This is a genomic window from Clostridium sp. AM54-37XD, assembly GCF_003478225.1.
Classification (GTDB): Bacteria; Bacillota; Clostridia; order Lachnospirales; family Lachnospiraceae; genus Coprococcus; species Coprococcus ammoniilyticus.
The window spans coordinates 259,029-281,231 of record NZ_QUEV01000003.1 but is presented as its reverse complement, the minus strand read 5'-3'; the positions used below and the strand labels follow the sequence as shown (position 1 = coordinate 281,231).

Here is a 22,203-nt window from a genome sequence, read left to right as displayed (position 1 = left end):
CTAGAAAATGGCTAAAACCTAGATTTTTCAATTATTTTCATAGTTGGGAAAAATTAAGAAAGTGCCGGTCGCCGGCATTAAAGAAAAATCCTGAAACCTAAGAGAAATCAAGGGTTTCAGGGTTTTTTCTTTACCTTAAAATATGCCGTAGGGGCAAAATAGGGGCAAAATACTAAAACTATGAGATAAGATTTATTGAATCAATAGTTTTATTATCATTCGCAACGACCTGCTGAGTGACATGTATATATATGTCCTGAGTGACATCGCTACGACCGTGGCCCAGCCTTCTTGCAATCTGATCTGGAGTCATACCATTTGCAGCAAGTAAAGAGGCGTGTGTGTGGCGTAGCTTGTGAGGCGATATCTGGTGATTAAGCACAAGCTTAGATTTTCTTTTTAGATAATTATCATACGCAGCATATGATATATATGATCCGGTAGAGATGTCTGGAATAAATAGGGTCGTTGACAGATTCCGCTCTAACATCTTTTCTTTCCTCCATAATCGTATCTTTTTGATTACAGTAATCAATTCCGGCTGAATGTGAATATCTCTGATAGAATTATCCGTTTTAGGAGTAGTAACCACATCGTTATTTGAATCATATGTTTTATCTATGTGAATAGTGAGGTCTTGCAAGCTTACATCAGTATCTTTGAGCGCCGCAAGCTCTCCAAAACGCAGTCCAGTCAGGACAAGAAATTCAGTGACATAATACCAATGCCACATATTTTGATCTTGCATATATTCAAGTAGTTTTGTGATTTCGGCTGGTTCAAGATATTTACTCTGTGTGTTTTCCTCCTGTGTCTGATCTGTGAATAATTCAAGTTTACTGATAAGCCGGTAATTATCGTGGTAGTCATTTTTATATCCCCAATTAAGCATGGCTTTAAATCTCGTAATATATGTATTAAGCGTTGATATATTCTTACCACTGTCAAGGAATCTACTGTTTACATACTGAGCTGATAGATTGTTGACAATAGCATCTTCATCTAAGATATCAAGAACAGAATTGATTATTATATTATTTCGTTTGGTCGTAGATAACTTATATGTCACACATTGAGCTGCGGAATATGCGTCATGCAATTCTCTTAAAGTAGTCTTTTTGTCTGCATATACTGAATCCAATGCAGCATCGATTTTGGCATTGAGGATCCTCGTCGCCTTGTTCTTATTCTGCGGTGATGCCTTTTGCATCGTTACAGTGACCTTCTTAACCTTCTCCGTGAGCGGATCTGTGTACCGCTCACAATACTTTACAGTTCCATTTTTTTGTATTTCTGACCACATAATATCAACTCCTATCTAAAGATAGGCATAAAAAATAAGCCTATCAAAAGTGGAAGGCTTGTGATATAATGTAGTTTGCTGATACGTTATTCATAAGCCTTCGGTTTGTGGGTAACTTCCCTCAGATGTTGGTAGCATCTGGGGGATTTTTATTTGAATTATTTTCAATGTATCATGTAACGTAAAAGACCCCGCATTTCTGCGAGGTCTAAGATTAAGAAAATAATCACATATTCATGCCCTATAGGCTGCTTAATGCAGTTATTATAATCTAAGTTTCCTTCGCAGTCAATCCATACGCATAATCTTCAATAACATCGGCAGAGACTTTGGGTAACTGAATTTAATTTTTTTGACCTCCCAAATTAGCAAGCATGGATTGCTTTATGTTTTCAATCATCTGTATATTTTGAGGCTCTATATTATTGAAATAAGGGACAAGTGAATCATAGAATTTTACTGCTTGATTCAATTTCCCTTTGGTTGTCTTTAGTGTGTCAGCTTTGCTGTATGTGGCTTGGGTATATCTGTTAATAAAAGCTTGTACAGCATTAAAATGATCTTGTCCAAATTGTGCCAACGCCTGTGATGGTAATGCATCTGAGAATTTTATATATTTCTCACAAACAGATAACTTGTATGTATGATGATATAGCAAGTCCATTCTTGAGAAGAATACATCAGGCTTAATTGTTTCAGAGATAATTCTGACACAATCGTTAGATATTCTTAGGCTGTCTTGAGCAATCTGTTGAGTTGCCGTTTTTAATTGAGCTTTATTCATTAGTAGTTTGCTTGATGGTTTCCCAGTAACAAATGCTTGCCATTCCAGTAATTCTCTTTTTGATGGTCCAAATAATGACATATCAACTAGCCCCCCTTTTTTTATTCTATATCATATAAAAGCTCTTATTTGTATGCATTGAATACGTCTATTACAGACTGGTTCACGTCATCATTACTAAACATAAGAACGTAAGGCCCATTGATAGCGGACACAGTAAGACCACTCACGCTATTAGTATCAACTATTTGCTTATACGTATCTGAATTCATGTCGTACTCATAAACTTCTACATTAGAATCAAGATACTTGAATCCGCCGATTGCTCCGATATATGAGTACATAGTTTCCGATGTTGAACCTGTAACAACTCCTTGATCCAGAAGATACTGAGCAAGACCATCTAATGTACCAGACTGAGCTTCTGTTTCTGAAGTTTCTTCTGATGTGGCAGCTTCAGTGGTTTCTTCTTCTGTAGAAGTTGCTGTTGTTGCTTCAGTGGTGGCCTCTGTTGTTACAGTTTCGGTGGTGGAAACAGTAGTAGAATTACCTGCATTACCACATCCGGTAAGAGACAAAGCTAGTGTTGATACAGCCATAATTGTTAATAGTTTCTTTTTCATGAAAATCTCTCCTTCATTATTTTTTATTTAATCCATGCGCATAAACCTCAATAGCATCAGCAGAGCTGTGTTTGTTGAAGTCGTCTCTGGTGATGTGACCTATGGCATGGATATAAGCATCGTTAAGCTGCTCCTGTGTGAATCGTGTATTAAGAAAGATAGTATATGAACCATCTTCATTGCAGGTAACAGTTTCTTTAACTTTTGTAGTCTTCAGATCCATCATCTGTACATTTATATCATACAATTAACTTATCCCCCTTGTAACATAGTTGTAGATACAATAACAAATACCGTGGGATGTTTTTTGTACATTACTTCTTTTCTTTATTCTTGAGAGCCATGAGCATTGTGTGAACTGTCTCCAAGTCCTCTGGCTCTGCGTCCCTTGCGGCATCGAAGAGAAGAGAGAGTTGCTTGTTTTCAAAGATCTCCTGTGCCTTTTTAGCTGTTTCCGGATCAAGATAGTATTCTGAATCTTGCTTGTTTTCAATTAGATCAGATTTATTTATACCAAAATAATCAGCTAATAACTGAACCTTACCCATTCGTGGTAAAGCTTGACCAAGACACCATGTATTAAATGTAGTTGGAATAACACCGATTGCTTGCGCAACTTCTCTTTGTGTTTTTCCACTTTTTTCTAAATATTTATTCAGATTTCGTGCAAAAACTTCTTTTTGTTTTTCGTCTGACATTAGGAGCACCTCCCTGTTTCTGATATATTCATATAATACAACAAAAATGTATATTAAGCAACAGAAAGTTCAATTAAAATGAATTTTAGTATTGACATCCAATTAAAATGGATATACAATATGAACATGATACAGAAAGGAAGTGAGAGCAAAATTGAAAACACAGAAAAAGATCCAGATTAGTTTAGCGGCAGCAAGAGTAAATGCAGGAATGACACAGGAAGAAGTAGCAAAACATATGGCAGTAGGCAAGCAGACTATTGTTAGTTGGGAAAAGGGTACATCAGAACCTAAAATCTCACAGGCTAAGGAATTGTCAAGACTGTATGATATGCCGTTAGACTATATTTTTTTACCGTCAGAATCCAATTAAAATGGATAGAAAGGAGAGGCATGATAAACAGCATAAATTCAAAGCTGGTAGACATAGCAGAGAAAACGAAAGATATAGAAGAATTCTCTGAGGTGAGGAAAGTTCTCACTGACGAGGAGATAATTTTCTATTATATCGCAAAGAACTGTGAATTGTCGGAAACGTATGACGGCGAGGAGTGCGTTATCAAGGACATCTTAAAAGTACTTGGAGCAAAGAAATACTCGGTAAAGCACTCACTACACCTACTCGATGTGACAAAAGAGGTTCTTAAATCAATTGCCAGATTCGAGTTTTAGATCATCCACTTATCACCATGTTGTTTCTTGATTTCAGTAAATGAAATTTTATTCTTTACATAATCGTCAAGAAACTGTTCAGGTGTTGTGGCAGTTGATGTCTTGACTGTGTAAGCCAGTGCAATGTCTTCAATATTTGTCAAGGCATCTTTAAAGGAATCTTTTGACATAGTTTCACCTTCTTTCGTATGAATTGGTGTTGGTAGCACCTACGGAAATTATAGGGTGAAATAACGAGGACGACAAGAGAAAGGAGAGGTAAGAAATGGATATAACAGGAATTAGATATGTAAAAGCCGGTCCATATATGACAAAAGCCGAGATTGCCGAGGAATTTGGAATATCGATAAGAACGGTATGTAACAGATTATCGGAGCTGGCGATATACATTGCAAAAGGAAGATACAGTGAATACACCATATTGGATGGTTTTGGTGTGACATATGTCAACTATCTTGCGCTTGTAGACTTTATGCGATACCGCAAAGAATTGAAAGCCGGCAGAAGAGTACCACCGTTCAATCCTAAGAAAGTTGCAGAAGGTGGGACGGTGTTGCAGGATGCACAGTGAGAAAGGATAGTGAAGCAAATGAAGAAAAAGAAGATGTGCAGATATGCGGTTTATACCATGTGTGCTATTGGTTTATTCCTGATCTTCGGAGCAGCAAACTCAGTTGCGTTCGCCATGGATATGCAGATCATTGAACCATGGTATGCACACCTTGGACAGGCATTTGTCGGAGTGCTGCTGACACTCCCTTATCTGGTAGGCAGGAGAAGAAAAGCATGGTTGAGATGAAAGTGTTATCCAGTCATGAAGAATGGCTCAAGGCAAGAACAAAGATAGGTGGTTCGGATGCTTCGGCTATTGTGGGAATGAACCCATATAAAAGCAATGTGGAGCTTTGGAAAGAAAAAGCATATGGAATTGAACCGGTGGATATATCGGATAAGCCATATGTGAAATATGGAACAGAAGCTGAGCCGCTTCTCAGGGAATTGTTCAAATTGGACTATCCGGAATACCAAGTGTGTTATGAAGAGAATAACATTTGGTTCAATGACAAGTATCCGTGGGCACATGCATCTCTTGATGGATGGCTCATAGATCAGGATGGTCGTAAAGGCATATGGGAATGTAAGACGACGAATATCTTACAGTCCATGCAAAAAGAGAAGTGGGATCACAGGATACCGGATAACTATTACATACAGGTGCTGCATTACTTAATGGTTACAGAGTTTGACTATGTTGTACTTAAGGCACAGCTTAAATCTGTATATGGAGAGAATGTGTACTTACAGACAAGACATTATCCGATAGAGCGGTCGGAGGTTGAAGAAGATATCAAGTATCTGATCGAGGAAGAATCGAAGTTCTGGGAGCATGTACAGATGAAAAAAGCACCGGCACTGAAATTACCGGAAATATAGTAAAGGGGGCGAGAGAAAAATGTATTACAGAATTTGCAGTAACTGTGGAGCAAATCTTGATCCGGGAGAGCGATGCGACTGTGAAGAGGAGAGACAGAAACAGACAGACCGGATCATGAGCATGATGAAAATAAACAAAGATGGTCAGTATGAACTGGCTATGGTGGGAGGATGTACATGGAATTAAGAGTGAATGAGGTAGCAATACCGGAGGAGATTAAAGTTTTAAACTTTGAAGAACTTAAGGCTGAACTTAAGGATAAGGCTGAATACTATGGATCTCTTTTATATACAGATGAGCAGATCAAGGATGCTAAGGCAGATAGAGCAATGCTGAACAAATTTAAGAATACAGCGAACTCTGAACGTATCAGAAAAGAGAAGGAATATATGAATCCGTTCAATCAGTTTAAGTCTCAGATTAATGAGCTCATAGCAATCGTTGATAAGCCTATTGCAGTGATAGATGAGAGAATTGCTGCTTACAATGATGAACAGAAAGCACAGAAGAAGAAAGCTATTGAAGAACTGTTTGCCGGCATGGGCTTTCAGAGTTTCGTTACACTTGAAAAGATTTGGGATCCTAAGTGGCTGAATGCATCCACTTCGATGAAAAGCATTGAGGAACAGATGAGAGCAAGAATGTATCAGATCGGCGATGATGTGTATACACTCAGCCAGCTTCCAGAGTTTGGATTTGAGGCTACAGAGGTATTCAAACAGACGCTTGATATAAACAAGGCCATCTCAGAGGCTAAGAGGATGTCAGAGATTGCCAAGGCAAAGACTGAAGCTGAGGCAAGGAGAAAAGCTGAGGAAGAGGCAAGAAAGGCTGCAGAAGAGGCAAGACGAAAGGCAGAGGAAGAGCGCAAGGCACAGGAGATCAAAGAAGAACAGACGGTAATTGTACCGACAGAACCGCATGAGCAGGCTGTGACACCGCCAGAACCGGTGCAGAGTGCTAACAGCACACAGGAGAGAATGGTAGTCAGATTTGAGGTATTGCTCACAACGGAAGATGCTTATGCATTGAAAGAGTTCTTTAAGAGTAGAAGCATAGAATTTAAAGCTATTTAGGAGGAAAAAGCATGATAGAGGTAAAAGGAAGTCATTTGAGAATGGAAGGCTCAGAGGATGAAGTAGAATCACAGGTAGCTGCTGTTTTGGCAGGATACACACGATTCTTACATAAAAACTATCCACCGTGTGTTGCAAAAGAGAAATTAGACAATGTTATAAAGCTTAGTTCTTTTACAGATGAGGAACTTGACGAGGAGATTAAGAAAGCAAAGGAAAAACTTGATCAGTTGTTACATGAACTTTTTAGCTTTAATGAGGAGGACAAATAATGGCAGTTAATAATAGTTTAGTGAAAAAAAGCAAGGCACAGCAGAATTTGGGAATTACAGCATACCTTACACAGGATGCTATAAAAAATCAGATTAATCAGGTAGTTGGCGGCAAGAACGGACAGCGTTTCATTTCTGCTATCGTATCAGCATATAACACCAACCCTACACTTCAGGAGTGCACAAATCAGTCGATTCTTTCAGCAGCACTTCTTGGTGAGAGTTTACAGCTTTCACCATCTCCACAGCTCGGACATTATTACATGGTCCCGTTCAATAATACCAAGGTAGGTACCAAAGAGGCACAGTTCCAGATGGGATACAAGGGATATATCCAGCTTGCAATCCGATCCGGTCAGTATAAGAGACTGAACGTAGTGGCCATTAAAGAAGGTGAGCTTGAATACTTTGATCCGCTCAATGAGGACATCAAAGTCAATCTTATGGTTGATGACTGGGACAAGCGTGAAAAAGCTGAGACAATCGGCTACTATGCCATGTTTGAGCTGACAAATGGATTCAGAAAAACATTGTATTGGAGCAAGGCACAGATGCTTGCACATGCTGATAAGTATTCACAGGCATTCTCAAAAGATGCTACGACAGTCAAATCAAAGTATGGAGAGAAGCAGAAGGTATCATTTGCCGACTACGAGGCTGGCAATTATGACCCTCGTGATGCATGGATGTATTCCTCATTCTGGTACAAGAATTTTGATGGAATGGCATATAAAACAATGCTCCGTCAGTTAATTTCCAAGTGGGGTGTTATGAGTATTGATCTTCAGAGTGCATTTGAGCGTGATATGACCACTATGGATGGAGATGGAAATGTGACCTATGTGGAAAACGATACAGAGGAATATGTTGATTCCACTGCATCAGAACCGGAAGCAAAACCGGAACAGGGCAAGGAAGCACCTGTTATTGAACAGCCGCAGACTACACAGCAGAATCCTGCCGCCGCTGCACTGTTTTCATAATACTTGTTCATGGCAGATACACACATCACACACAGTATAAGCCATTGTATATAGCCCTGCCGCTGATCCGGTGGCAGGGAGAAAGGAGCATTGATTGATGAATCCACAGTGGATAAAGAGCGCATCGTTGAATAGCAGAAAGTACAGGAATAAAAAGGTTGAGGTCGATGGGATACTGTTTGACAGTAAGAAAGAAGCAAACCGGTACATGGAGCTTAAGCTGTTAGAAAAGGCAGGAGAGATCACAGACCTCAAGAGACAGGTCAGATACGAGCTTATACCGAGACAGAGAGAACAATCGACTGAAATGTATAAGGCTGGACCTCATAAGGGCGAATATAAGCCCGGTAAGGTCATAGAACAGAGCTGCTACTATGTTGCCGATTTTGTCTACAAAGAGGGTGATTGCATAGTTGTAGAGGACACCAAGGGCATGAAAACGAAAGATTATGTGATCAAGCGAAAATTGATGCTCCACCGTTATGGAATACGAATTAAGGAGGTATAGAGGGTATGATGACAGACCTCATTGAAGAGAAGAAAAAAGAGCTGATATCAACACAGGATGTTGTTTATGAAGTCCTTGAAAAAGATATAGCAGCAAGAAGTAGTGATAACCGGTTGTACTATCTCGTATGTAAACAGATTGGAGAAAAGCATGGATACAATATTGATCATGTTTCTGTGCCAAAGTTCTTCCTGCATCTGTCAGAGTTCGGCTTACCAACAACCGAGACAGTGAGACGTACAAGACAGAAGATACAGGCGGCAAATCCGTGGCTTGCCGGTAACAGATATGTGAGAAATATGCGGCAGAAGAATGAGCAGGCTTTCAGGGAGTATGCAAGAAAATGAAAGGAGTACAGTGGCTATGAGTGATAAAAAGAGCTTCGTCTTTTATACCGAATATAGAGAGCATTTAGAAATGCTTCCACCAGAGCAGATCGGTGAGTTGATGTTAGCTCTGATTGATTATCAGGAGACCGGTGAAGTCCCTGATCTGCCAAAGGGTAGTGCTCTTGCTATGTGCTTCTCATTCATTAAGAAACGGATGGATAAAGATAATATCAAGTATGAGGAGAAGTGCGAACGGAACAAGGAGAATGGGAAAAAGGGTGGCAGACCTGCAAAAGAGCCGGTTATTGAAGAAACCGACAATAACCCAAAGAAACCGAATGGTTTTTCAGAAAACCGAACGGTTATTGAAGAAACCGACAATAACCCAACAGAACCCAGAAAAGCCGATAATGAATATGATAGTGATAATGAATATGATAATGATTGTGATAATGAGGAGTATATACATACTCCAGAAAAAATATGTGCTAACGCACATACAAAAAAGGCGGTCAAGTCACACAAGAAGCCAGATCCGGTCGTGTATAGTGATGTGCCGGAATTGGATGAGGCTATTCATGAGTTCATTAAATTTCGCAAGGGTATGAAAAAACCGATGAGTGACAGGGCAGTTACCTTGATGATGAACAAGCTTGAGACATTATCCCATGACAAGTATGAGCAGGTACAGATACTGAACCAATCGATCATGCAGGGATGGACAGGGGTATATGAGCTTAAGGGAGAGAATAAGCAGTATTCCCATTCACCAAGAGCAAGTAACAACCGGGTAGCGGATCAGTTGGATGAATCATACAAGATGATGGCAGACTGGGCGAAAGAGAGAGCAAAACAGGAGATCATACATGAGCATGAAACAAAATAAACGATGTAACACCTGCAGACACAACCAGACCTGTACGCTTTCAGATACAGGCAGAGTATTACATGTCTGTGATCTTGATAATTCGTACATAGACGAGATCCGTCAGATGCATGGCAGGTGTGAAAAGTGGAGAGGAGTAAAGCGGAATGACAGAACAGGAGTTTGCGAAGTTTGCAATGGGACTAAAGACATATTACCCGAGAGAGAACTTACTGCCGAACAGACCGGCGATGGAACTCTGGTACAGACAGCTTCAGGATCTGCCGTATGAAGTGGCAGAGACAGCACTCAACAAATGGGTGTCAACAAACAAATGGTCCCCAAGTATCGCAGAGATACGTCAGATGTGCTGTGAGGTCAGGCAGGGCGAGATTCCGGCATGGAGCGAAGCATGGGAGACTGTCTTACATGCGATCCGGATATATGGATCATACAGACCGCAGGATGCAATGTTCACATTTGATGATCTGACGGCCAGAACTGTGAAACAGATCGGTGGATTCGTCAGCATCTGCAGAAGTGAGAATATTGACATAGACCGGGCAAATTTCCGCATGGTCTATGAGGAGCTTGCAAAGCGGAAGCAAAAGGATGCGCTGATGCCGGCAAGGCTTAGAAGTGCGATACAGAAGATACAGAGCAACAGCATGATGATGTTGGAAGGGAGACAGGATGATGTATAGGTGCACGGATTGCTTTTATGAGTTTGATGAACCGGACATGGTCCGGGAGTGCATCGGTGAATATCAGGGACAGCCGGCATATGAACATACAGCAGTGTGCCCAAGCTGTGGATCCGGTAGTTTTGAAGAGGTAGCAGATGATGGAGATTGAGGAAGCTATCAAGCATGAGAGATGGGAAGCAAAATATGCAGATCTTGAAGATGGAGCAGATGAAACTGCTGTTGAATTGAACCGGCGGTATCATACAGAGATCGCAGATATGCTTGAGGAGTTGAAAGAACTCCGGAGCAGATAAAAATAAATCAAAGGAAGGAGCCGAACCTCCGGCCGGGGTAACGATATATCGGGTTCCTTTTAAACATGAATTACAAAGAGTTTTTAGAAAGCAAGATAGAACTTGCAGTTGATAGTGGTTTTTCGGTTGACAAGAACCGTATTAACAAAGCATTAAAGCCACACCAGAGAGATGCAGTGGCATGGGCACTGAAAGGTGGACGTAGAGCCTTGTTTGAGTCTTTCGGACTTGGTAAGACTGCACAGGAAATAGAATTTTGTCACCTTGCAGCAGAACATACAGGTGGTAGAGCATTGATCGTATTACCACTTGGAGTTAAGCAGGAGTTTACAAGGGATGCCGTGGAACTCCTGGGCTATGAGAAACCAGAGTATTGCCGAACCATGGAAGAGGTTGAGGCAAGCACAAGTCAGATCGTTCTGACGAACTATGAGAGGGTGAGGGACGGAGACATCCGACCGGATTGCTTCCAGGCAACCTCACTTGATGAAGCATCCGTCCTTAGATCATTCGGATCTAAAACATATCAGACGTTCCTTGAAAAGTTCAAAAACGTACCTTATAAGCTGGTAGCAACTGCTACACCATCACCGAATAAATATAAAGAGCTTATTCATTATGCTGGATATCTTGAAGTCATGGATACAGGACAGGCACTTACAAGATTCTTTCAGAGGGATTCAACAAAGGCAAATAACCTGACACTGTACCCAAACATGGAAGATGAGTTCTGGCTGTGGGTGAGTAGTTGGGCACTTTTCATTACAAAGCCATCGGATCTCAATCCAGATTATTCTGATAATGGTTATGACTTACCACCTCTGGATGTTAGATGGCATGAGATACCGGTTCACTATGGAGATACAGTTGATAAAGATGGGCAAATGGAGTTGTTTACACAGGCATCTGCAGGTTTGAAAGAAGCTGCAAAGGTGAAGCGTGAGAGTATCAATGAGAGAGTAGAAAAGATGCGTGAGATTGTAGACAGTTCGCCGGATGATCATTTTATATTGTGGCATGATCAGGAAGCAGAGAGACATGCGATCAAGAAAGCTCTGCCGGAGACAGTGGATATATACGGATCTATGGACTATGACCTTAGAGAACAGAGAGTTATAGATTTCTCAGAAGGTAAAACGAGACTATTTGCAACAAAGAAGTCAATCAGTGGTTCAGGATGTAACTTTCAGCGGTTCTGTCACAGGGAGATATTTGTTGGTATTGATTATGAGTTCAATGACTTCATACAGGCTATTCACAGATGCTATAGATTCTTGCAAAAAGAAACTGTGGTTATAGACATAATCTATATGGAGAATGAGCGAGAGATTAAAAATGCTTTAATTGAGAAATGGAAGAATCATGATCATATGGTGCAGAAGATGATCGAGATCGTGAAAAAGTATGGGCTTGATTCAGCGAATAAAACAGAGCGGTTAGAAAGGAAGATGGGTGTGGAAGGTACAAGAGAAGAAAGAACAGTAAGAGGAAATCATTATGAAGCCGTATATGGTGACTGTGTGGAAGAAACAAGAGCGATGGAAAGCAACAGCATTGATCTGATCCATACGTCAATACCATTCGGTAATCATTATGAATATTCAGCAAATTATAACGATTTTGGGCACAATCAGGATACAGAGAGGTTCTTTGAACAGATGGATTTCTTGACACCGGAGCTTTTAAGGGTGTTGAAGCCGGGAAGAGTTGCAGCTATTCATGTTAAAGACAGAGTGCTGTTCGGAAATGCTACCGGAACAGGAATGCCAACTATTGAACCATTTCATGCTGACTGTATAGAACATTATATGAACCATGGATTTCAGTATTTTGGAATGATCACAGTTGTGACGGATGTTGTCAGAGAGAACAACCAGACCTACCGCCTTGGATGGACGGAACAGTGTAAGGATGGTACCAAGATGGGAGTTGGATGCCCTGAATATATTTTACTGTTCCGCAAACTGCCAACGGATCACAGCAAGGCATACGCTGATGAGCCGGTTACTAAGTCCAAGGATGAATACACAAGGGCACAGTGGCAGATAGATGCTCACGGATACTGGAGAAGCTCAGGAGACAGGCTTGTGAGTAAAGAAGAACTTGAGGGCGTATCTGTGGACAACTTACAGAGAGTATACAGACAGTACAGCAGAGAGCATGTATATAACTATGAGGATCATGTGGCACTTGCAAAGGAGCTTGATATGGATGGAAGATTACCAGCTACATTCATGGTAGTAGCTCCGGGATCATGGAACCAGCTTGAGGTATGGGATGATATTAACAGAATGAGAACTCTTAATACGACACAGAGCCAGAGAAGGGCAACCATGCATGTATGTCCTTTACAGCTTGATATCGTTGAGAGGATTATCAACAGGTACAGCAATCCGGGTGATGTGGTATATGATCCGTTCGGCGGTCTTATGACTGTACCGATGATGGCGGTCAAGATGCACAGATTTGGCAAGGGATGTGAGCTCAATCCAGATTACTTCAGAGATGGTGTTTGTTATCTGCAGTCTGAGGAGAATGAGGTTGATTCACCGACGTTGTTTGACTTCCTGGAGGTGGGCGACGAGTGATAAACGGAGAGCTTATCGTTGATAACTTCGCTGGAGGTGGTGGAGCATCAACAGGAATTGAGATGGCTACAGGGTACAGCGTTGATATAGCTATCAACCATGACCCGGAAGCCATCAGGATGCATAAGGTCAATCATCCAAACACAAAGCACTATTGTGAGAATGTGTGGGCGGTTGATCCTGTGAAGGCTTGTGAGGGACACCCGGTAGCTCTTGCCTGGTTCTCACCAGACTGCAAGCATTTTTCAAAGGCCAAGGGTGGCAAGCCAAAGGATAAGAACATCAGAGGGCTTGCATGGGTAGCATGCAGATGGGCGGCACTTGTGAGACCGAGAGTGATTATGCTTGAAAATGTGGAAGAATTCAAAACATGGGGGCCACTCAACAGAGGACATCATCCAATAAGGGCAAAGCAAGGTGATACATTCAGACAGTTTGTAAAGCAACTTAATGATCTGGGATATGAAGTACAGTTCAGAGAACTTGTGGCGGCAGACTACGGAGCACCGACCAAGAGAAAAAGGTTCTTCATGATCGCAAGACGTGATGGAGTACCTATCATGTGGCCAAAGCCTACACATGCACCGACAGACAGCGAAGAGGTCAAGATGGGACTGCTCAAACCTTATGTTGGGGCATATACACAGCTTGATTTTAGCCTACCATGTCCAAGTATCTTTGATACATCAGAAGAGATCAAGGAGAAGTATGGTATCCGGGCGGTGAGACCACTTGCGCCAAAGACTATGCAGAGGATTGCAAGAGGGCTGAAGAAGTTCGTTCTGGACAATCCAGAGCCATTCATCATTCAATGCAATCATGGCGGCGAAAGAAAGCCGCAGGATATAAGAGATCCGATGCCGACAATCACAGGCAAGCATGGATATGGAGTTGTAGAACCATATATTGTTCAGATAGGTCAGACTGGATTCTCTGCAGATCGTAGCAAAGATGTGAGAGAACCTCTTACAACTATTGTCAGCAAGAATGAGCACTGTCTAATAAGTCCTACACTTATTCAATATCATTCGGAGACCAATTCAGATGAGGTAAGAGGTCAAGGTATAGAGAATCCGATCATGACAGTAGACAGCTCAAACAGATATGGCCTTGTGACTTCGTTCCTCAGCAAGTTTTACAAGACAGGGATAGGGCAGGATGAAAGAGAGCCGTTACATACAGTGACAACGTCTGCGGGGCATTTTGGAGAAGTTCGGGCATTTCTGATCAAATACTACGGAGAGGGTACAGGCCAAGATATAGAACAGCCGCTTGATACAGTGACATCAAGAGACCGGTTCGGTCTTGTAACAATCCAAGGTGTTGAGTATCAGATAGTGGACATTGGTCTCAGAATGCTTGAGCCAAAGGAGTTATATGGGTGCCAAGGGTTTCCGGATGATTACATCATAGATCATGACAGCACAGGTAAGACATATTCAAGAAGTGAACAGGTTAAGAGATGTGGAAATGCAGTCTGCCCACCTATACCGGCGGCGATGGTAAGAGCAAATTTACCAGAGCTTTGCTTGAGAAAAAGAATGCCAAATATACGGATAGGAGAGGATGACAATGGGCAACTGTGTTTTGTATAGAATAGATAAAGGAGAAACAACATGACAAATTTTGAGATAGAAATTACATACAACATGATCTGCCGACCGGGGCAGGTCGTGCGGATCCATACAAAAGAAACCACCAGTGGGCGGAATTTTATCATGACATGGAAGAAATGGACCATTGTGGAGGTTCACGATCATCACATAGTGATGAAGAGCGAATACGGCTACCGGGAGAGCTTCACCAGAATAGATATTGTTGAGATGATCAGGAGAGGAGAGATTCGATGGAAATAGTACCAGTACAGGATAAGAGCTGTGAGACATGCAAATACCAGAGTAGATATAAAGCAGATGAACCATGCGCACACTGTACCAAGAATGCGACGGATAACTATGAGCCAATGACCAACGGAGATTATATCCGGTCGCTCAGTGATGTTGATCTTGCACAGATTGTAATGTGCCCGAATGAGATAGGGTTTGACGAAGTAGAATGCCACAAGGATGATAAGTTTTGCCAGGAATGTACATTGAACTGGCTTATGGCAGAAAGAGAGGTTGAGTAATATGTGTTATTGGAATGAAGAAGATTATTTTGAACCGGGAGAGTTTGATGAGGAAATCGAAGATCTCAAAGAAAAACTTAGAAATTCAGTAAAGCAGGAGACTAAAGATACGATTGAAAAACTTCGTAAAGAGAATCAGGAGCTACAGAGTATCAAGAAGAATTTTGAAGCCATCAAGAATGATTTTGAGAAGAAAAAGCATGAATATGAAATTGCAATGCGAGATGCTGAGTACAAGGCAAAACAGGCAAGACTGTCTGAATTGATGGAGAATAACAAGGTTATCGTATACGGCGTGGAATCTGAATACTTGTATAAAAAGAAGTGCGATAAGTGTGATATCAGCAGAAACATACAAATTACATTACCATCCGGAAGGGTTGTAGATGATAGGTGTAAATGCAATGTAACCATGGAAGTGTATAAGCCAAAGCAGTATGAATTGTATGAACTGAGTCAAAGAGTGGGAAAAAGGGAAGTACATGCATGGTACAAGAAAAAGACAGGAACAGTAAGTGATTATTATTTCGAAAGAGAAGCCACACATGCAGATATGATGGTAGACCATAATGTGAATTTTGAAGATATTGGGGATAAGCGTCGTGGTATATTCTTTACTTCGGCTGAGGAATGCCAAGAGTTTTGCGATTATCTCAATAAAGATCCTGAAATTAATGAGTTCATTTATAACCGAGCTGGATGCCTGTTAAGTGAGATTCCTGCTAACTGTGAAATGGGGGTGTAAAATATGCCAAGAGTTGCAACAGAAATAGCAAGTGATCCGGATTGGAGCCGTGCCGTGGATATATCAATACAGATGGGGGTGCAACGATACCCAGCTACATGGACATTAGCGTTTATACATGAGTGGGAGCGCATTACGGCTCAAATCAGAAGTGAGGTGATATATCATGGCTAAGTCGGATAGAAAGTTACATGAGGCAAGAATGGCTGGTGCAATATGGATCATGAAGCTGATCGAGGATAAGGCATGGATGAAGCCAAAAAGGAACTTGCGGCCAGAAGGGCAATGTTTATTCCTCTGGAGATCAATCAACAGCAGCTGGAAGAATCTGTTACGAAGATCAAGATGAATACGATCGATACTGTGCTGATTATGTCTTGTATGGTGTTGAGAGATGAGTTTGGATTTGGGCAGAAAAGAATCAAACAGTTCTTTGACCGATTCAATTTGAAGACAGAGTGTATATGTGATGGAGATGTGATCTGGGATGATTTCATAGATGCACTGAGGGAAGAAACCGGAATAGAGTTCTCCATCAGGGAAAATAAGTAGGAGGTGAGGCAGTGAAAGCGAAAGAGTATTTGAAACAGGTAGAACTGCTGGATGTGAAGATCAGGCAGAAGAAGATAGAATTAGATAGCCTTAAGGACAATGCAATAGGCTTGGGAGCATTTGACTATTCCAAGGAGAAAGTACAGACAAGCGCATCTGAATCATTGAGCGTGAAAGTAGCGAAGTATGTTGATTTTGAGAGAGAGCTGCAGGAGGATAATGCCAGATTTGCGGAACTCAAGCATAGAGTGATCAATCAGATCCACAGTTTGAACAATCCTATCTACATGAAGATTCTGTTTAAGAAGTATATAGAGTACAAGTCATTAAAGGATATAGCATCTGAAATAAAGTATTCATATGACAGGACAAAACATATTCATGGAGTTGCTCTTGAGGCATTTCGGATAAAGATTTTGAAAAGTTGACACCAAATAGCACCATTTAGCACCGAATAGCACCTAGCAACTGTGATATACTGTAGTGGTAAAATTATATAGTATTGATTCATAAGGGACATAGCCGTTGCCATAGGTTGTGTCCCTTTCCTTTATGCCCAGTGGTTATACAAACCCTCTCCCACCCCTTTAATGTGAATGATAATCTCTTGCCACTGGGCTATTTTGTTTGAGGTGTGATATGAGTGAGATTAAAAGGTTTGAGGTCGTGAGGCCTGAATATAGTTTTGAATACATACATCCTGTACTTGGTAGATTGGCATTACCGATAGCCATGATAAAGGTGATGGTTAAGTGCACTAAGATATACAAACTTCAGCCGACTATAAAGTTGGGTGTGAAAGTAAAGAGTGTATGTAAACCGCTGTACAAGATTGTGATCCCGAAGAGAGTGAGAAAGAAACAGAAGTAATAGAAAGAAGGTGTGACATTATGGCTAAACTGACAGCTAAACAGCAGAGATTCTGTGATGAATACCTGATTGACCTTAATGCCACACAGGCGGCTATAAGGGCGGGATACTCAAAGAAAACAGCATATAAGGCAAGTGATTGGCTGAATGAAAAAAGCCAAGAAAAACCAAGTTCAAAATTTAATAGAGCTATGAGGGAGTACATAGACAATAGACTGGCCGAGAAAGAAAAAGCCTTAATTGCCGATCAGGACGAAGTCCTTAAGTATCTCACTTCTGTGATGCGTGGTGAAAGCGTATCAACTGAGATAGTTGTTGAGGGCACTGGTGATGGGTGCTCAGAAGCAAGGGCAATGGAGAAAGAACCATCGGAGAAAGAACGCTTGAAAGCTGCAGAGCTTTTAGGTAAGAGATATGGTCTGTATACCGAGAAGGTGGAGGCTGATGTAGATGCGGATCTCAACATTAACATCGACTATGGCAATGATGACGATGCCGGCGGTGATGCTGATTGAATATTAATATAAAAGCAAATCCGGGGTTCAAGGAAGTAGACCGGAGCAAGAAGCGATATATCGTGATGAAAGGCTCTGCAGGATCAGGGAAGAGTGTTGATACGGCACAGAATTACATATTGAGGCTAATGCAGGACAAAGGCAGAAACCTTGTTGCAATGCGGAAATCTGATATAACAAACAGAGATAGTACATTCGCTGAACTGACCGGATCTCTTTATAAGATATTTGGAGATAAGGTCGATAATTATTGGAAAATCAATAGAAGTCCGTTGAGCCTTACATGTAAACATAACGGAAACCAGATTATATTCCGTGGCATGAACGACGATAGACAGCGTGAAAAGTTGAAGTCAATCACATTTCCACGGGGTAAACTTACGGATGTATGGCTTGAAGAAGCCACTGAATTTACGCAGGCAGACCTAGAGATAATAGATGACAGATTGCGTGGAGAATTGCCACAAGGGCAGTTCTACCAGATAAGAATGACCTTCAATCCAGTGAACAAAAACCACTGGATAAAGAAGGCCTTTTTTGATAGATACGATCCTGATGTGTTGACACATCACAGCACATATTTGGGGAATCGCTTCATAGATGCGGCATATCACCGCCGTATGGAGCGCAGGAAAGAAGTTGATCCTGAGGGATATCAGATATATGGACTTGGAGAATGGGGTGAGATAGGCGGTCTCATTCTGCACAACTGGGAAGTTGCAGAGGTATCTCAGAATCTTAATGATTACGATGATATAGCAATAGGTCAAGACTTTGGATTTAATCATGCCAATGCCATCCTTCTCCTTGGTATTAAGGATGACAACATATACATCATAGATGAGATATATGAGCATGAGAAAGAAACAGCGGAGATCATACCGCTGGCAATTAAGCATGCTATCCCAACTAATAAGATTATGTGGTGTGATAGTGCAGAACCGGACAGAATAAAGACCTGGAAGGGTGCTGGATATAGAGCCAAGGGGGTTAACAAAGGCGGTTCAAACGGATCTGTAAAAGCGCAGATAGACTGGTTGAAAGGTGTGACAGATAAAAGCCATACAGTACGCAGAAGGATATATGTAGCCCCTCATTGTGTAAACACGATCAAGGAGTTGCAACAGTGGAAATGGAAAAAAGATGAAAAGACAGGCGAATATCTTGATGAGCCTGTACCAGTAATGGACGATGCAATGGCAGCTCTTAGGTACGGCATTGAGGGATGGCGCAAGTCTCGTTCATGGCTGATATAGATTAACATGAAGGAGATGGAAAAGGTGTTAACCACTGATGAAATAAAGGTATTGATTGATAATGACAAAACATCAGACAAGAAGCAGTTTGCCAGAACAGGCGAACGCTACTATGACGGAGATCACGATATAAACAAGTATAGATTGTTTTACTACAATGCAGATGGCAAGTTAGTAGAAGATCTAACACGGAGCAATGTGAGGATATCGCATCCGTTCTTTACGGAGCTTGTTGATCAGTGTACTCAGTATGTGCTGTCTGGTGATCGGTTTGTTGTAGCAGATGATCAGAAGCTACAGACCTATATGGATAACTATTTTAACAACAATGATAGCTTTATATCTGAACTATCAGATTGTATCACAGATAGTCAGGTAAAGGGCTGGGCATATATGTATGCGTACAAAAATGCAAAAGATAAGATGGCATTTGCGGCGGCTGATGCGCTGGATGTAATAGAAGTCAGAGAAAAGGATGCGGACGATGGATGCAAATATACGATATATCATTACATTGAACGTATCGACAAGGGCAGAAAGATAATAAAACGCATACAGGTATGGGATGAAAAAGAAACATGGTTCTATACTCAGGTTGATGGTGGAGATATACAGCTTGATGAATCAAAGCTAAATCCAAGACCGCATGTATTATATACACAAGGAGATAAGAAAGATGCTACTTACTTTGATGGATTTGGGTATATTCCATTTATCCGGCTGGACAACAACAAGAAGCAGTTCTCAAGCCTTAAGCCTGTTAAGCCCCTCATAGATGACTATGATTTGATGGCATCAAGCCTGTCAAACAATCTCATTGACTTTGATTCCCCAATCTATGCAATAAAAGGATTTGAGGGAGACAATCTTGATGAGCTTCAGACAAACCTTAAGACAAAGAAGCTTATAGGTGTAGGTGAGAATGGAGATGTGGATGTCAAGACTGTTGATGTCCCATATCAGGCAAGACAGGCGAAGCTTGATCTTGACGAGAAGAACATATACCGGTTTGGTATGGGGCTAAACACCGCCGGGCTTAAAGATACATCAGCAACTACGAATATAGCAATTAAAGCGGCCTATTCACTTCTGGATCTGAAAGCAAAAAAGATAGAGAAAAATCTCAAGAAGATGCTGCGTAAGCTGGTTGAGATAGTCGTAGATGAGATTAACAATGCGGATGGAACCGCCTATCAGGTTGAGGATGTCCGGTTTGAGTTTACCCATGAGATTATGAGTAATGCGCAGGAAAATGCACAGATCAAGCTGACAGAAGCACAAACCAGACAGGCAGAGATTAATACGATCTTGAGCGTTGCAAATGTGCTTGATGATGAGACTGTAGTTAAGGCTATTTGCGATTGGTTAGATATTGACTATGAGGAGATAAAAGACAAGTTACCGGCAAAGGAAGAAGACGATACGAAAAAAGCGCAGGATCTGTTGAAAGAGGTAAATGTAGAGACTGGTGGTGAAGAATAAAGATGGAGAATATTACATATTGCAAAATAGATAGCAATTTGAGAAAGATTACACTTCCGGAAAATGAGAAGATACTCGGAGTATATCATGATAAAAATGTGACAAGAAAGCATTTTAAAATGCCGAGATATTATCAGGATAATGACATGTCTGAGTTCAGCATAAAGGTCAATTATGTGAATGAGGACAAGGAAACAGATTGTTATGCCGTTGATGATATGCTCTCAACTGAAGATTACATTACATTTTCGTGGCTTGTAGGTGCTACAGCTTGCAGAGTCCCAGGCATGGTTGGCTTCGTGATCTGCTTTACAAAGATTGATGAGGAATCGAATATAACGCAGGAGTATAATACAGAGCTTTCAGTTTGTAGAGTCCTTGACGGCTGCGAACTTGGAAAGGCAATAGACAGTGAACAGGAGAAAGACATCATTGCACAGTTTGTGAAATATTTGATTAAGGTCGATTCTACTTTGTCCATATCCGGTGAAGCGGCAGATGCAAAGGTCGTTGGTGATTGGTTGAAAAAGATAGAAGAAACGGAAGAAAATCTAAAAAAATCTGTCAGTGATGGCAAGACATTGCTTGCGGAGGCTATCACTGAAAAAGGAATTGATACCGCAAGCGGTGATTCGTTTGCTACGATGGCTGAGAATGTTAGGAAGATCCAGACAACCGGTTATGGTGTGAGCGGTTATATTGATACAACAATAGAAACAAGTGGTGGAATATTTGCAATTTACGGATTGTATACCGTTGAAGAACAGGAGGCGAGTTAATGAGTATCTTAGGGTACAAGATTATAAATCTGTATAAAGTAAAAACAGCAATTGGATCAAGTGCAGAAGAATATGAGGCTGATATAACAGACGAGAAGATGCAGGAGATTGCTACAGCATTGGGCTGTAATTTACAGATCATGACAAGCGGTAGCAAATGGTTGTTGTACAAAGGCACAAATACGGATAATGGTTGGTTGTGCCAAATCGTGTCAAATTATTTTGAAGTAAGGCGATACTTGAATGGTCAAGTAACGACAAGTTCAACCACAGGCACTAATTTACAGTGCCGTGTACAATTTACGGTATCGACACAAGTTAAAAAATTGGTGTTGCGTTACTCAAAAGGTAAAAACGGAGCTACCATTTTTGAGTTTACAAATTATGAAAATGTAAATCTGGCATATTGCATCGCAGATGCATCTGTCATTGGAACAGATGAAAAGATAAGTGTATATGGATATATTTCAGCCGGAACTTATATGCTCTCATTGTCAGATAGCACATCAGTAACTTACAATTTAAGTAATGTGTATGGATTTGCTGATAATCTCGTATTAATGGGGGCGATCGCATTAAAGGATAAGAATGCAATTATCGATGGTCTGTACAGATGTGACATCAATAAAAATACGGATGATCACTATGTATTTGGGTTGGATAAAAAAAAATATATGGCGAGTGACGGCGGAGCACACATGAAGTGGGCAATCGAGCTTGATGATTCAATGTTAGAGTAA

At 41.0% G+C, this 22,203-nt stretch carries 34 protein-coding genes; 28 read left to right on the top strand and 6 right to left on the bottom strand.

Features of this window, described 5'->3' with window-relative positions; genetic code table 11:
• Positions 1 to 178: 178 nt before the first annotated feature.
• From DXA07_RS04570 to DXA07_RS04550, 5 genes are all read right to left on the bottom strand, one after another.
• Complete coding sequence (locus DXA07_RS04570) at positions 179 to 1,303, bottom strand: site-specific integrase (protein WP_118483593.1); 1,125 nt, start codon at positions 1,301 to 1,303, stop codon at positions 179 to 181.
• Between the two features lie 343 nt (positions 1,304 to 1,646).
• Complete coding sequence (locus tag DXA07_RS04565) at positions 1,647 to 2,168, bottom strand: hypothetical protein (RefSeq protein ID WP_118483592.1); 522 nt, start codon at positions 2,166 to 2,168, stop codon at positions 1,647 to 1,649.
• 44 nt (positions 2,169 to 2,212) lie between these two features.
• The gene (locus tag DXA07_RS04560) at positions 2,213 to 2,710 is read right to left on the bottom strand and encodes a hypothetical protein (RefSeq protein WP_118483590.1); all 498 of its coding nucleotides are present in this window, start codon (positions 2,708 to 2,710) and stop codon (positions 2,213 to 2,215) included.
• A gap of 16 nt (positions 2,711 to 2,726) precedes the next feature.
• Positions 2,727 to 2,957 carry a hypothetical protein gene (locus DXA07_RS04555; protein ID WP_118483588.1) on the bottom strand — a complete coding sequence of 77 codons (231 nt, stop codon included), beginning with the start codon at positions 2,955 to 2,957 and terminating at the stop codon, positions 2,727 to 2,729.
• Positions 2,958 to 3,024: 67 nt separating this feature from the next.
• The gene (locus DXA07_RS04550) at positions 3,025 to 3,408 is read right to left on the bottom strand and encodes a helix-turn-helix transcriptional regulator (protein WP_118483586.1); all 384 of its coding nucleotides are present in this window, start codon (positions 3,406 to 3,408) and stop codon (positions 3,025 to 3,027) included.
• A gap of 154 nt (positions 3,409 to 3,562) precedes the next feature.
• Here DXA07_RS04550 and DXA07_RS04545 point away from each other — a divergent pair, with 154 nt between their 5' ends.
• Both DXA07_RS04545 and DXA07_RS04540 read left to right on the top strand, forming a co-directional pair.
• A complete protein-coding gene (locus DXA07_RS04545) occupies positions 3,563 to 3,781 on the top strand; it encodes a helix-turn-helix domain-containing protein (RefSeq protein WP_243013734.1) in 219 nt (72 codons plus the stop codon).
• 20 nt (positions 3,782 to 3,801) lie between these two features.
• Positions 3,802 to 4,080 (top strand): hypothetical protein, encoded by a 279-nt coding sequence (locus DXA07_RS04540; protein ID WP_118483584.1) that lies wholly within the window; start codon positions 3,802 to 3,804, stop codon positions 4,078 to 4,080.
• Here the strand turns inward: DXA07_RS04540 and DXA07_RS13030 are convergent.
• A complete protein-coding gene (locus DXA07_RS13030) occupies positions 4,077 to 4,250 on the bottom strand; it encodes a hypothetical protein (protein ID WP_182427456.1) in 174 nt (57 codons plus the stop codon). The genes DXA07_RS04540 and DXA07_RS13030 overlap by 4 nt on opposite strands.
• A gap of 95 nt (positions 4,251 to 4,345) precedes the next feature.
• Between DXA07_RS13030 and DXA07_RS04535 the strand changes: the two genes are divergently transcribed.
• From DXA07_RS04535 to DXA07_RS04425, 26 genes are all read left to right on the top strand, one after another.
• A complete protein-coding gene (locus DXA07_RS04535) occupies positions 4,346 to 4,651 on the top strand; it encodes a hypothetical protein (RefSeq protein WP_118483582.1) in 306 nt (101 codons plus the stop codon).
• An 18-nt stretch (positions 4,652 to 4,669) separates the two neighbouring features.
• Positions 4,670 to 4,879, top strand: coding sequence for a hypothetical protein (locus DXA07_RS04530; RefSeq protein ID WP_118483580.1), 210 nt, complete (start codon positions 4,670 to 4,672; stop codon positions 4,877 to 4,879).
• Positions 4,867 to 5,514: a YqaJ viral recombinase family protein gene (locus DXA07_RS04525; protein WP_118483578.1), complete on the top strand. Its 648-nt coding sequence runs from the start codon at positions 4,867 to 4,869 to the stop codon at positions 5,512 to 5,514. The genes DXA07_RS04530 and DXA07_RS04525 overlap by 13 nt, the downstream gene beginning before the upstream one ends.
• Positions 5,515 to 5,533: 19 nt before the next feature.
• Positions 5,534 to 5,701, top strand: a complete 168-nt coding sequence (locus tag DXA07_RS13025) for a hypothetical protein (protein ID WP_182427455.1) — start codon at positions 5,534 to 5,536, stop codon at positions 5,699 to 5,701.
• The gene (locus DXA07_RS04520) at positions 5,692 to 6,591 is read left to right on the top strand and encodes a DUF1351 domain-containing protein (protein WP_182427454.1); all 900 of its coding nucleotides are present in this window, start codon (positions 5,692 to 5,694) and stop codon (positions 6,589 to 6,591) included. Before DXA07_RS13025 ends, DXA07_RS04520 begins: the two co-directional genes overlap by 10 nt.
• An 11-nt stretch (positions 6,592 to 6,602) precedes the next feature.
• The gene (locus DXA07_RS04515; protein WP_118483574.1) at positions 6,603 to 6,863 is read left to right on the top strand and encodes a hypothetical protein; all 261 of its coding nucleotides are present in this window, start codon (positions 6,603 to 6,605) and stop codon (positions 6,861 to 6,863) included.
• A complete protein-coding gene (locus DXA07_RS04510) occupies positions 6,863 to 7,846 on the top strand; it encodes a recombinase RecT (protein WP_118483572.1) in 984 nt (327 codons plus the stop codon). Before DXA07_RS04515 ends, DXA07_RS04510 begins: the two co-directional genes overlap by 1 nt.
• 97 nt (positions 7,847 to 7,943) lie before the next feature.
• Positions 7,944 to 8,354: a DUF1064 domain-containing protein gene (locus DXA07_RS04505; RefSeq protein ID WP_118483570.1), complete on the top strand. Its 411-nt coding sequence runs from the start codon at positions 7,944 to 7,946 to the stop codon at positions 8,352 to 8,354.
• Positions 8,355 to 8,359: 5 nt separating this feature from the next.
• Positions 8,360 to 8,701 (top strand): hypothetical protein, encoded by a 342-nt coding sequence (locus DXA07_RS04500; RefSeq protein WP_118483568.1) that lies wholly within the window; start codon positions 8,360 to 8,362, stop codon positions 8,699 to 8,701.
• A gap of 16 nt (positions 8,702 to 8,717) precedes the next feature.
• Positions 8,718 to 9,569: a DUF6291 domain-containing protein gene (locus DXA07_RS04495; protein ID WP_118483566.1), complete on the top strand. Its 852-nt coding sequence runs from the start codon at positions 8,718 to 8,720 to the stop codon at positions 9,567 to 9,569.
• Positions 9,570 to 9,715: 146 nt separating this feature from the next.
• A complete protein-coding gene (locus DXA07_RS04490) occupies positions 9,716 to 10,252 on the top strand; it encodes a replicative helicase loader/inhibitor (RefSeq protein WP_118483564.1) in 537 nt (178 codons plus the stop codon).
• Positions 10,242 to 10,403 (top strand): hypothetical protein, encoded by a 162-nt coding sequence (locus tag DXA07_RS13020; protein ID WP_182427453.1) that lies wholly within the window; start codon positions 10,242 to 10,244, stop codon positions 10,401 to 10,403. Before DXA07_RS04490 ends, DXA07_RS13020 begins: the two co-directional genes overlap by 11 nt.
• Positions 10,390 to 10,548: a hypothetical protein gene (locus tag DXA07_RS13015; RefSeq protein ID WP_182427452.1), complete on the top strand. Its 159-nt coding sequence runs from the start codon at positions 10,390 to 10,392 to the stop codon at positions 10,546 to 10,548. The genes DXA07_RS13020 and DXA07_RS13015 overlap by 14 nt, the downstream gene beginning before the upstream one ends.
• Before the next feature lie 65 nt (positions 10,549 to 10,613).
• Positions 10,614 to 13,136 (top strand): DNA methyltransferase, encoded by a 2,523-nt coding sequence (locus DXA07_RS04485; RefSeq protein ID WP_118483563.1) that lies wholly within the window; start codon positions 10,614 to 10,616, stop codon positions 13,134 to 13,136.
• Positions 13,133 to 14,731, top strand: a complete 1,599-nt coding sequence (locus DXA07_RS04480; RefSeq protein WP_207663720.1) for a DNA cytosine methyltransferase — start codon at positions 13,133 to 13,135, stop codon at positions 14,729 to 14,731. The genes DXA07_RS04485 and DXA07_RS04480 overlap by 4 nt, the downstream gene beginning before the upstream one ends.
• Positions 14,732 to 14,752: 21 nt before the next feature.
• Positions 14,753 to 14,992 (top strand): hypothetical protein, encoded by a 240-nt coding sequence (locus DXA07_RS04475; protein ID WP_118483561.1) that lies wholly within the window; start codon positions 14,753 to 14,755, stop codon positions 14,990 to 14,992.
• Positions 14,983 to 15,264: a hypothetical protein gene (locus DXA07_RS04470; protein WP_118483559.1), complete on the top strand. Its 282-nt coding sequence runs from the start codon at positions 14,983 to 14,985 to the stop codon at positions 15,262 to 15,264. Before DXA07_RS04475 ends, DXA07_RS04470 begins: the two co-directional genes overlap by 10 nt.
• Position 15,265: 1 nt before the next feature.
• Positions 15,266 to 16,009, top strand: coding sequence for a hypothetical protein (locus tag DXA07_RS04465; RefSeq protein ID WP_118483557.1), 744 nt, complete (start codon positions 15,266 to 15,268; stop codon positions 16,007 to 16,009).
• A gap of 246 nt (positions 16,010 to 16,255) precedes the next feature.
• Positions 16,256 to 16,561 (top strand): hypothetical protein, encoded by a 306-nt coding sequence (locus tag DXA07_RS04460; protein WP_118483556.1) that lies wholly within the window; start codon positions 16,256 to 16,258, stop codon positions 16,559 to 16,561.
• Between the two features lie 11 nt (positions 16,562 to 16,572).
• The gene (locus DXA07_RS04455) at positions 16,573 to 16,989 is read left to right on the top strand and encodes a hypothetical protein (protein ID WP_118483554.1); all 417 of its coding nucleotides are present in this window, start codon (positions 16,573 to 16,575) and stop codon (positions 16,987 to 16,989) included.
• A 211-nt stretch (positions 16,990 to 17,200) separates the two neighbouring features.
• Positions 17,201 to 17,431 carry a hypothetical protein gene (locus DXA07_RS04450; RefSeq protein WP_118483552.1) on the top strand — a complete coding sequence of 77 codons (231 nt, stop codon included), beginning with the start codon at positions 17,201 to 17,203 and terminating at the stop codon, positions 17,429 to 17,431.
• A 20-nt stretch (positions 17,432 to 17,451) separates the two neighbouring features.
• Positions 17,452 to 17,946 (top strand): terminase small subunit, encoded by a 495-nt coding sequence (locus tag DXA07_RS04445; RefSeq protein ID WP_226801075.1) that lies wholly within the window; start codon positions 17,452 to 17,454, stop codon positions 17,944 to 17,946.
• Positions 17,943 to 19,202 carry a PBSX family phage terminase large subunit gene (locus tag DXA07_RS04440; RefSeq protein ID WP_118483550.1) on the top strand — a complete coding sequence of 420 codons (1,260 nt, stop codon included), beginning with the start codon at positions 17,943 to 17,945 and terminating at the stop codon, positions 19,200 to 19,202. Before DXA07_RS04445 ends, DXA07_RS04440 begins: the two co-directional genes overlap by 4 nt.
• Positions 19,203 to 19,226: 24 nt before the next feature.
• Complete coding sequence (locus DXA07_RS04435) at positions 19,227 to 20,684, top strand: phage portal protein (protein ID WP_173783891.1); 1,458 nt, start codon at positions 19,227 to 19,229, stop codon at positions 20,682 to 20,684.
• 2 nt (positions 20,685 to 20,686) lie between these two features.
• A complete protein-coding gene (locus DXA07_RS04430) occupies positions 20,687 to 21,463 on the top strand; it encodes a hypothetical protein (protein ID WP_118483546.1) in 777 nt (258 codons plus the stop codon).
• On the top strand, positions 21,463 to 22,203 hold the full coding sequence (locus DXA07_RS04425) for a hypothetical protein (protein WP_118483544.1): 741 nt from the start codon (positions 21,463 to 21,465) through the stop codon (positions 22,201 to 22,203). The genes DXA07_RS04430 and DXA07_RS04425 overlap by 1 nt, the downstream gene beginning before the upstream one ends.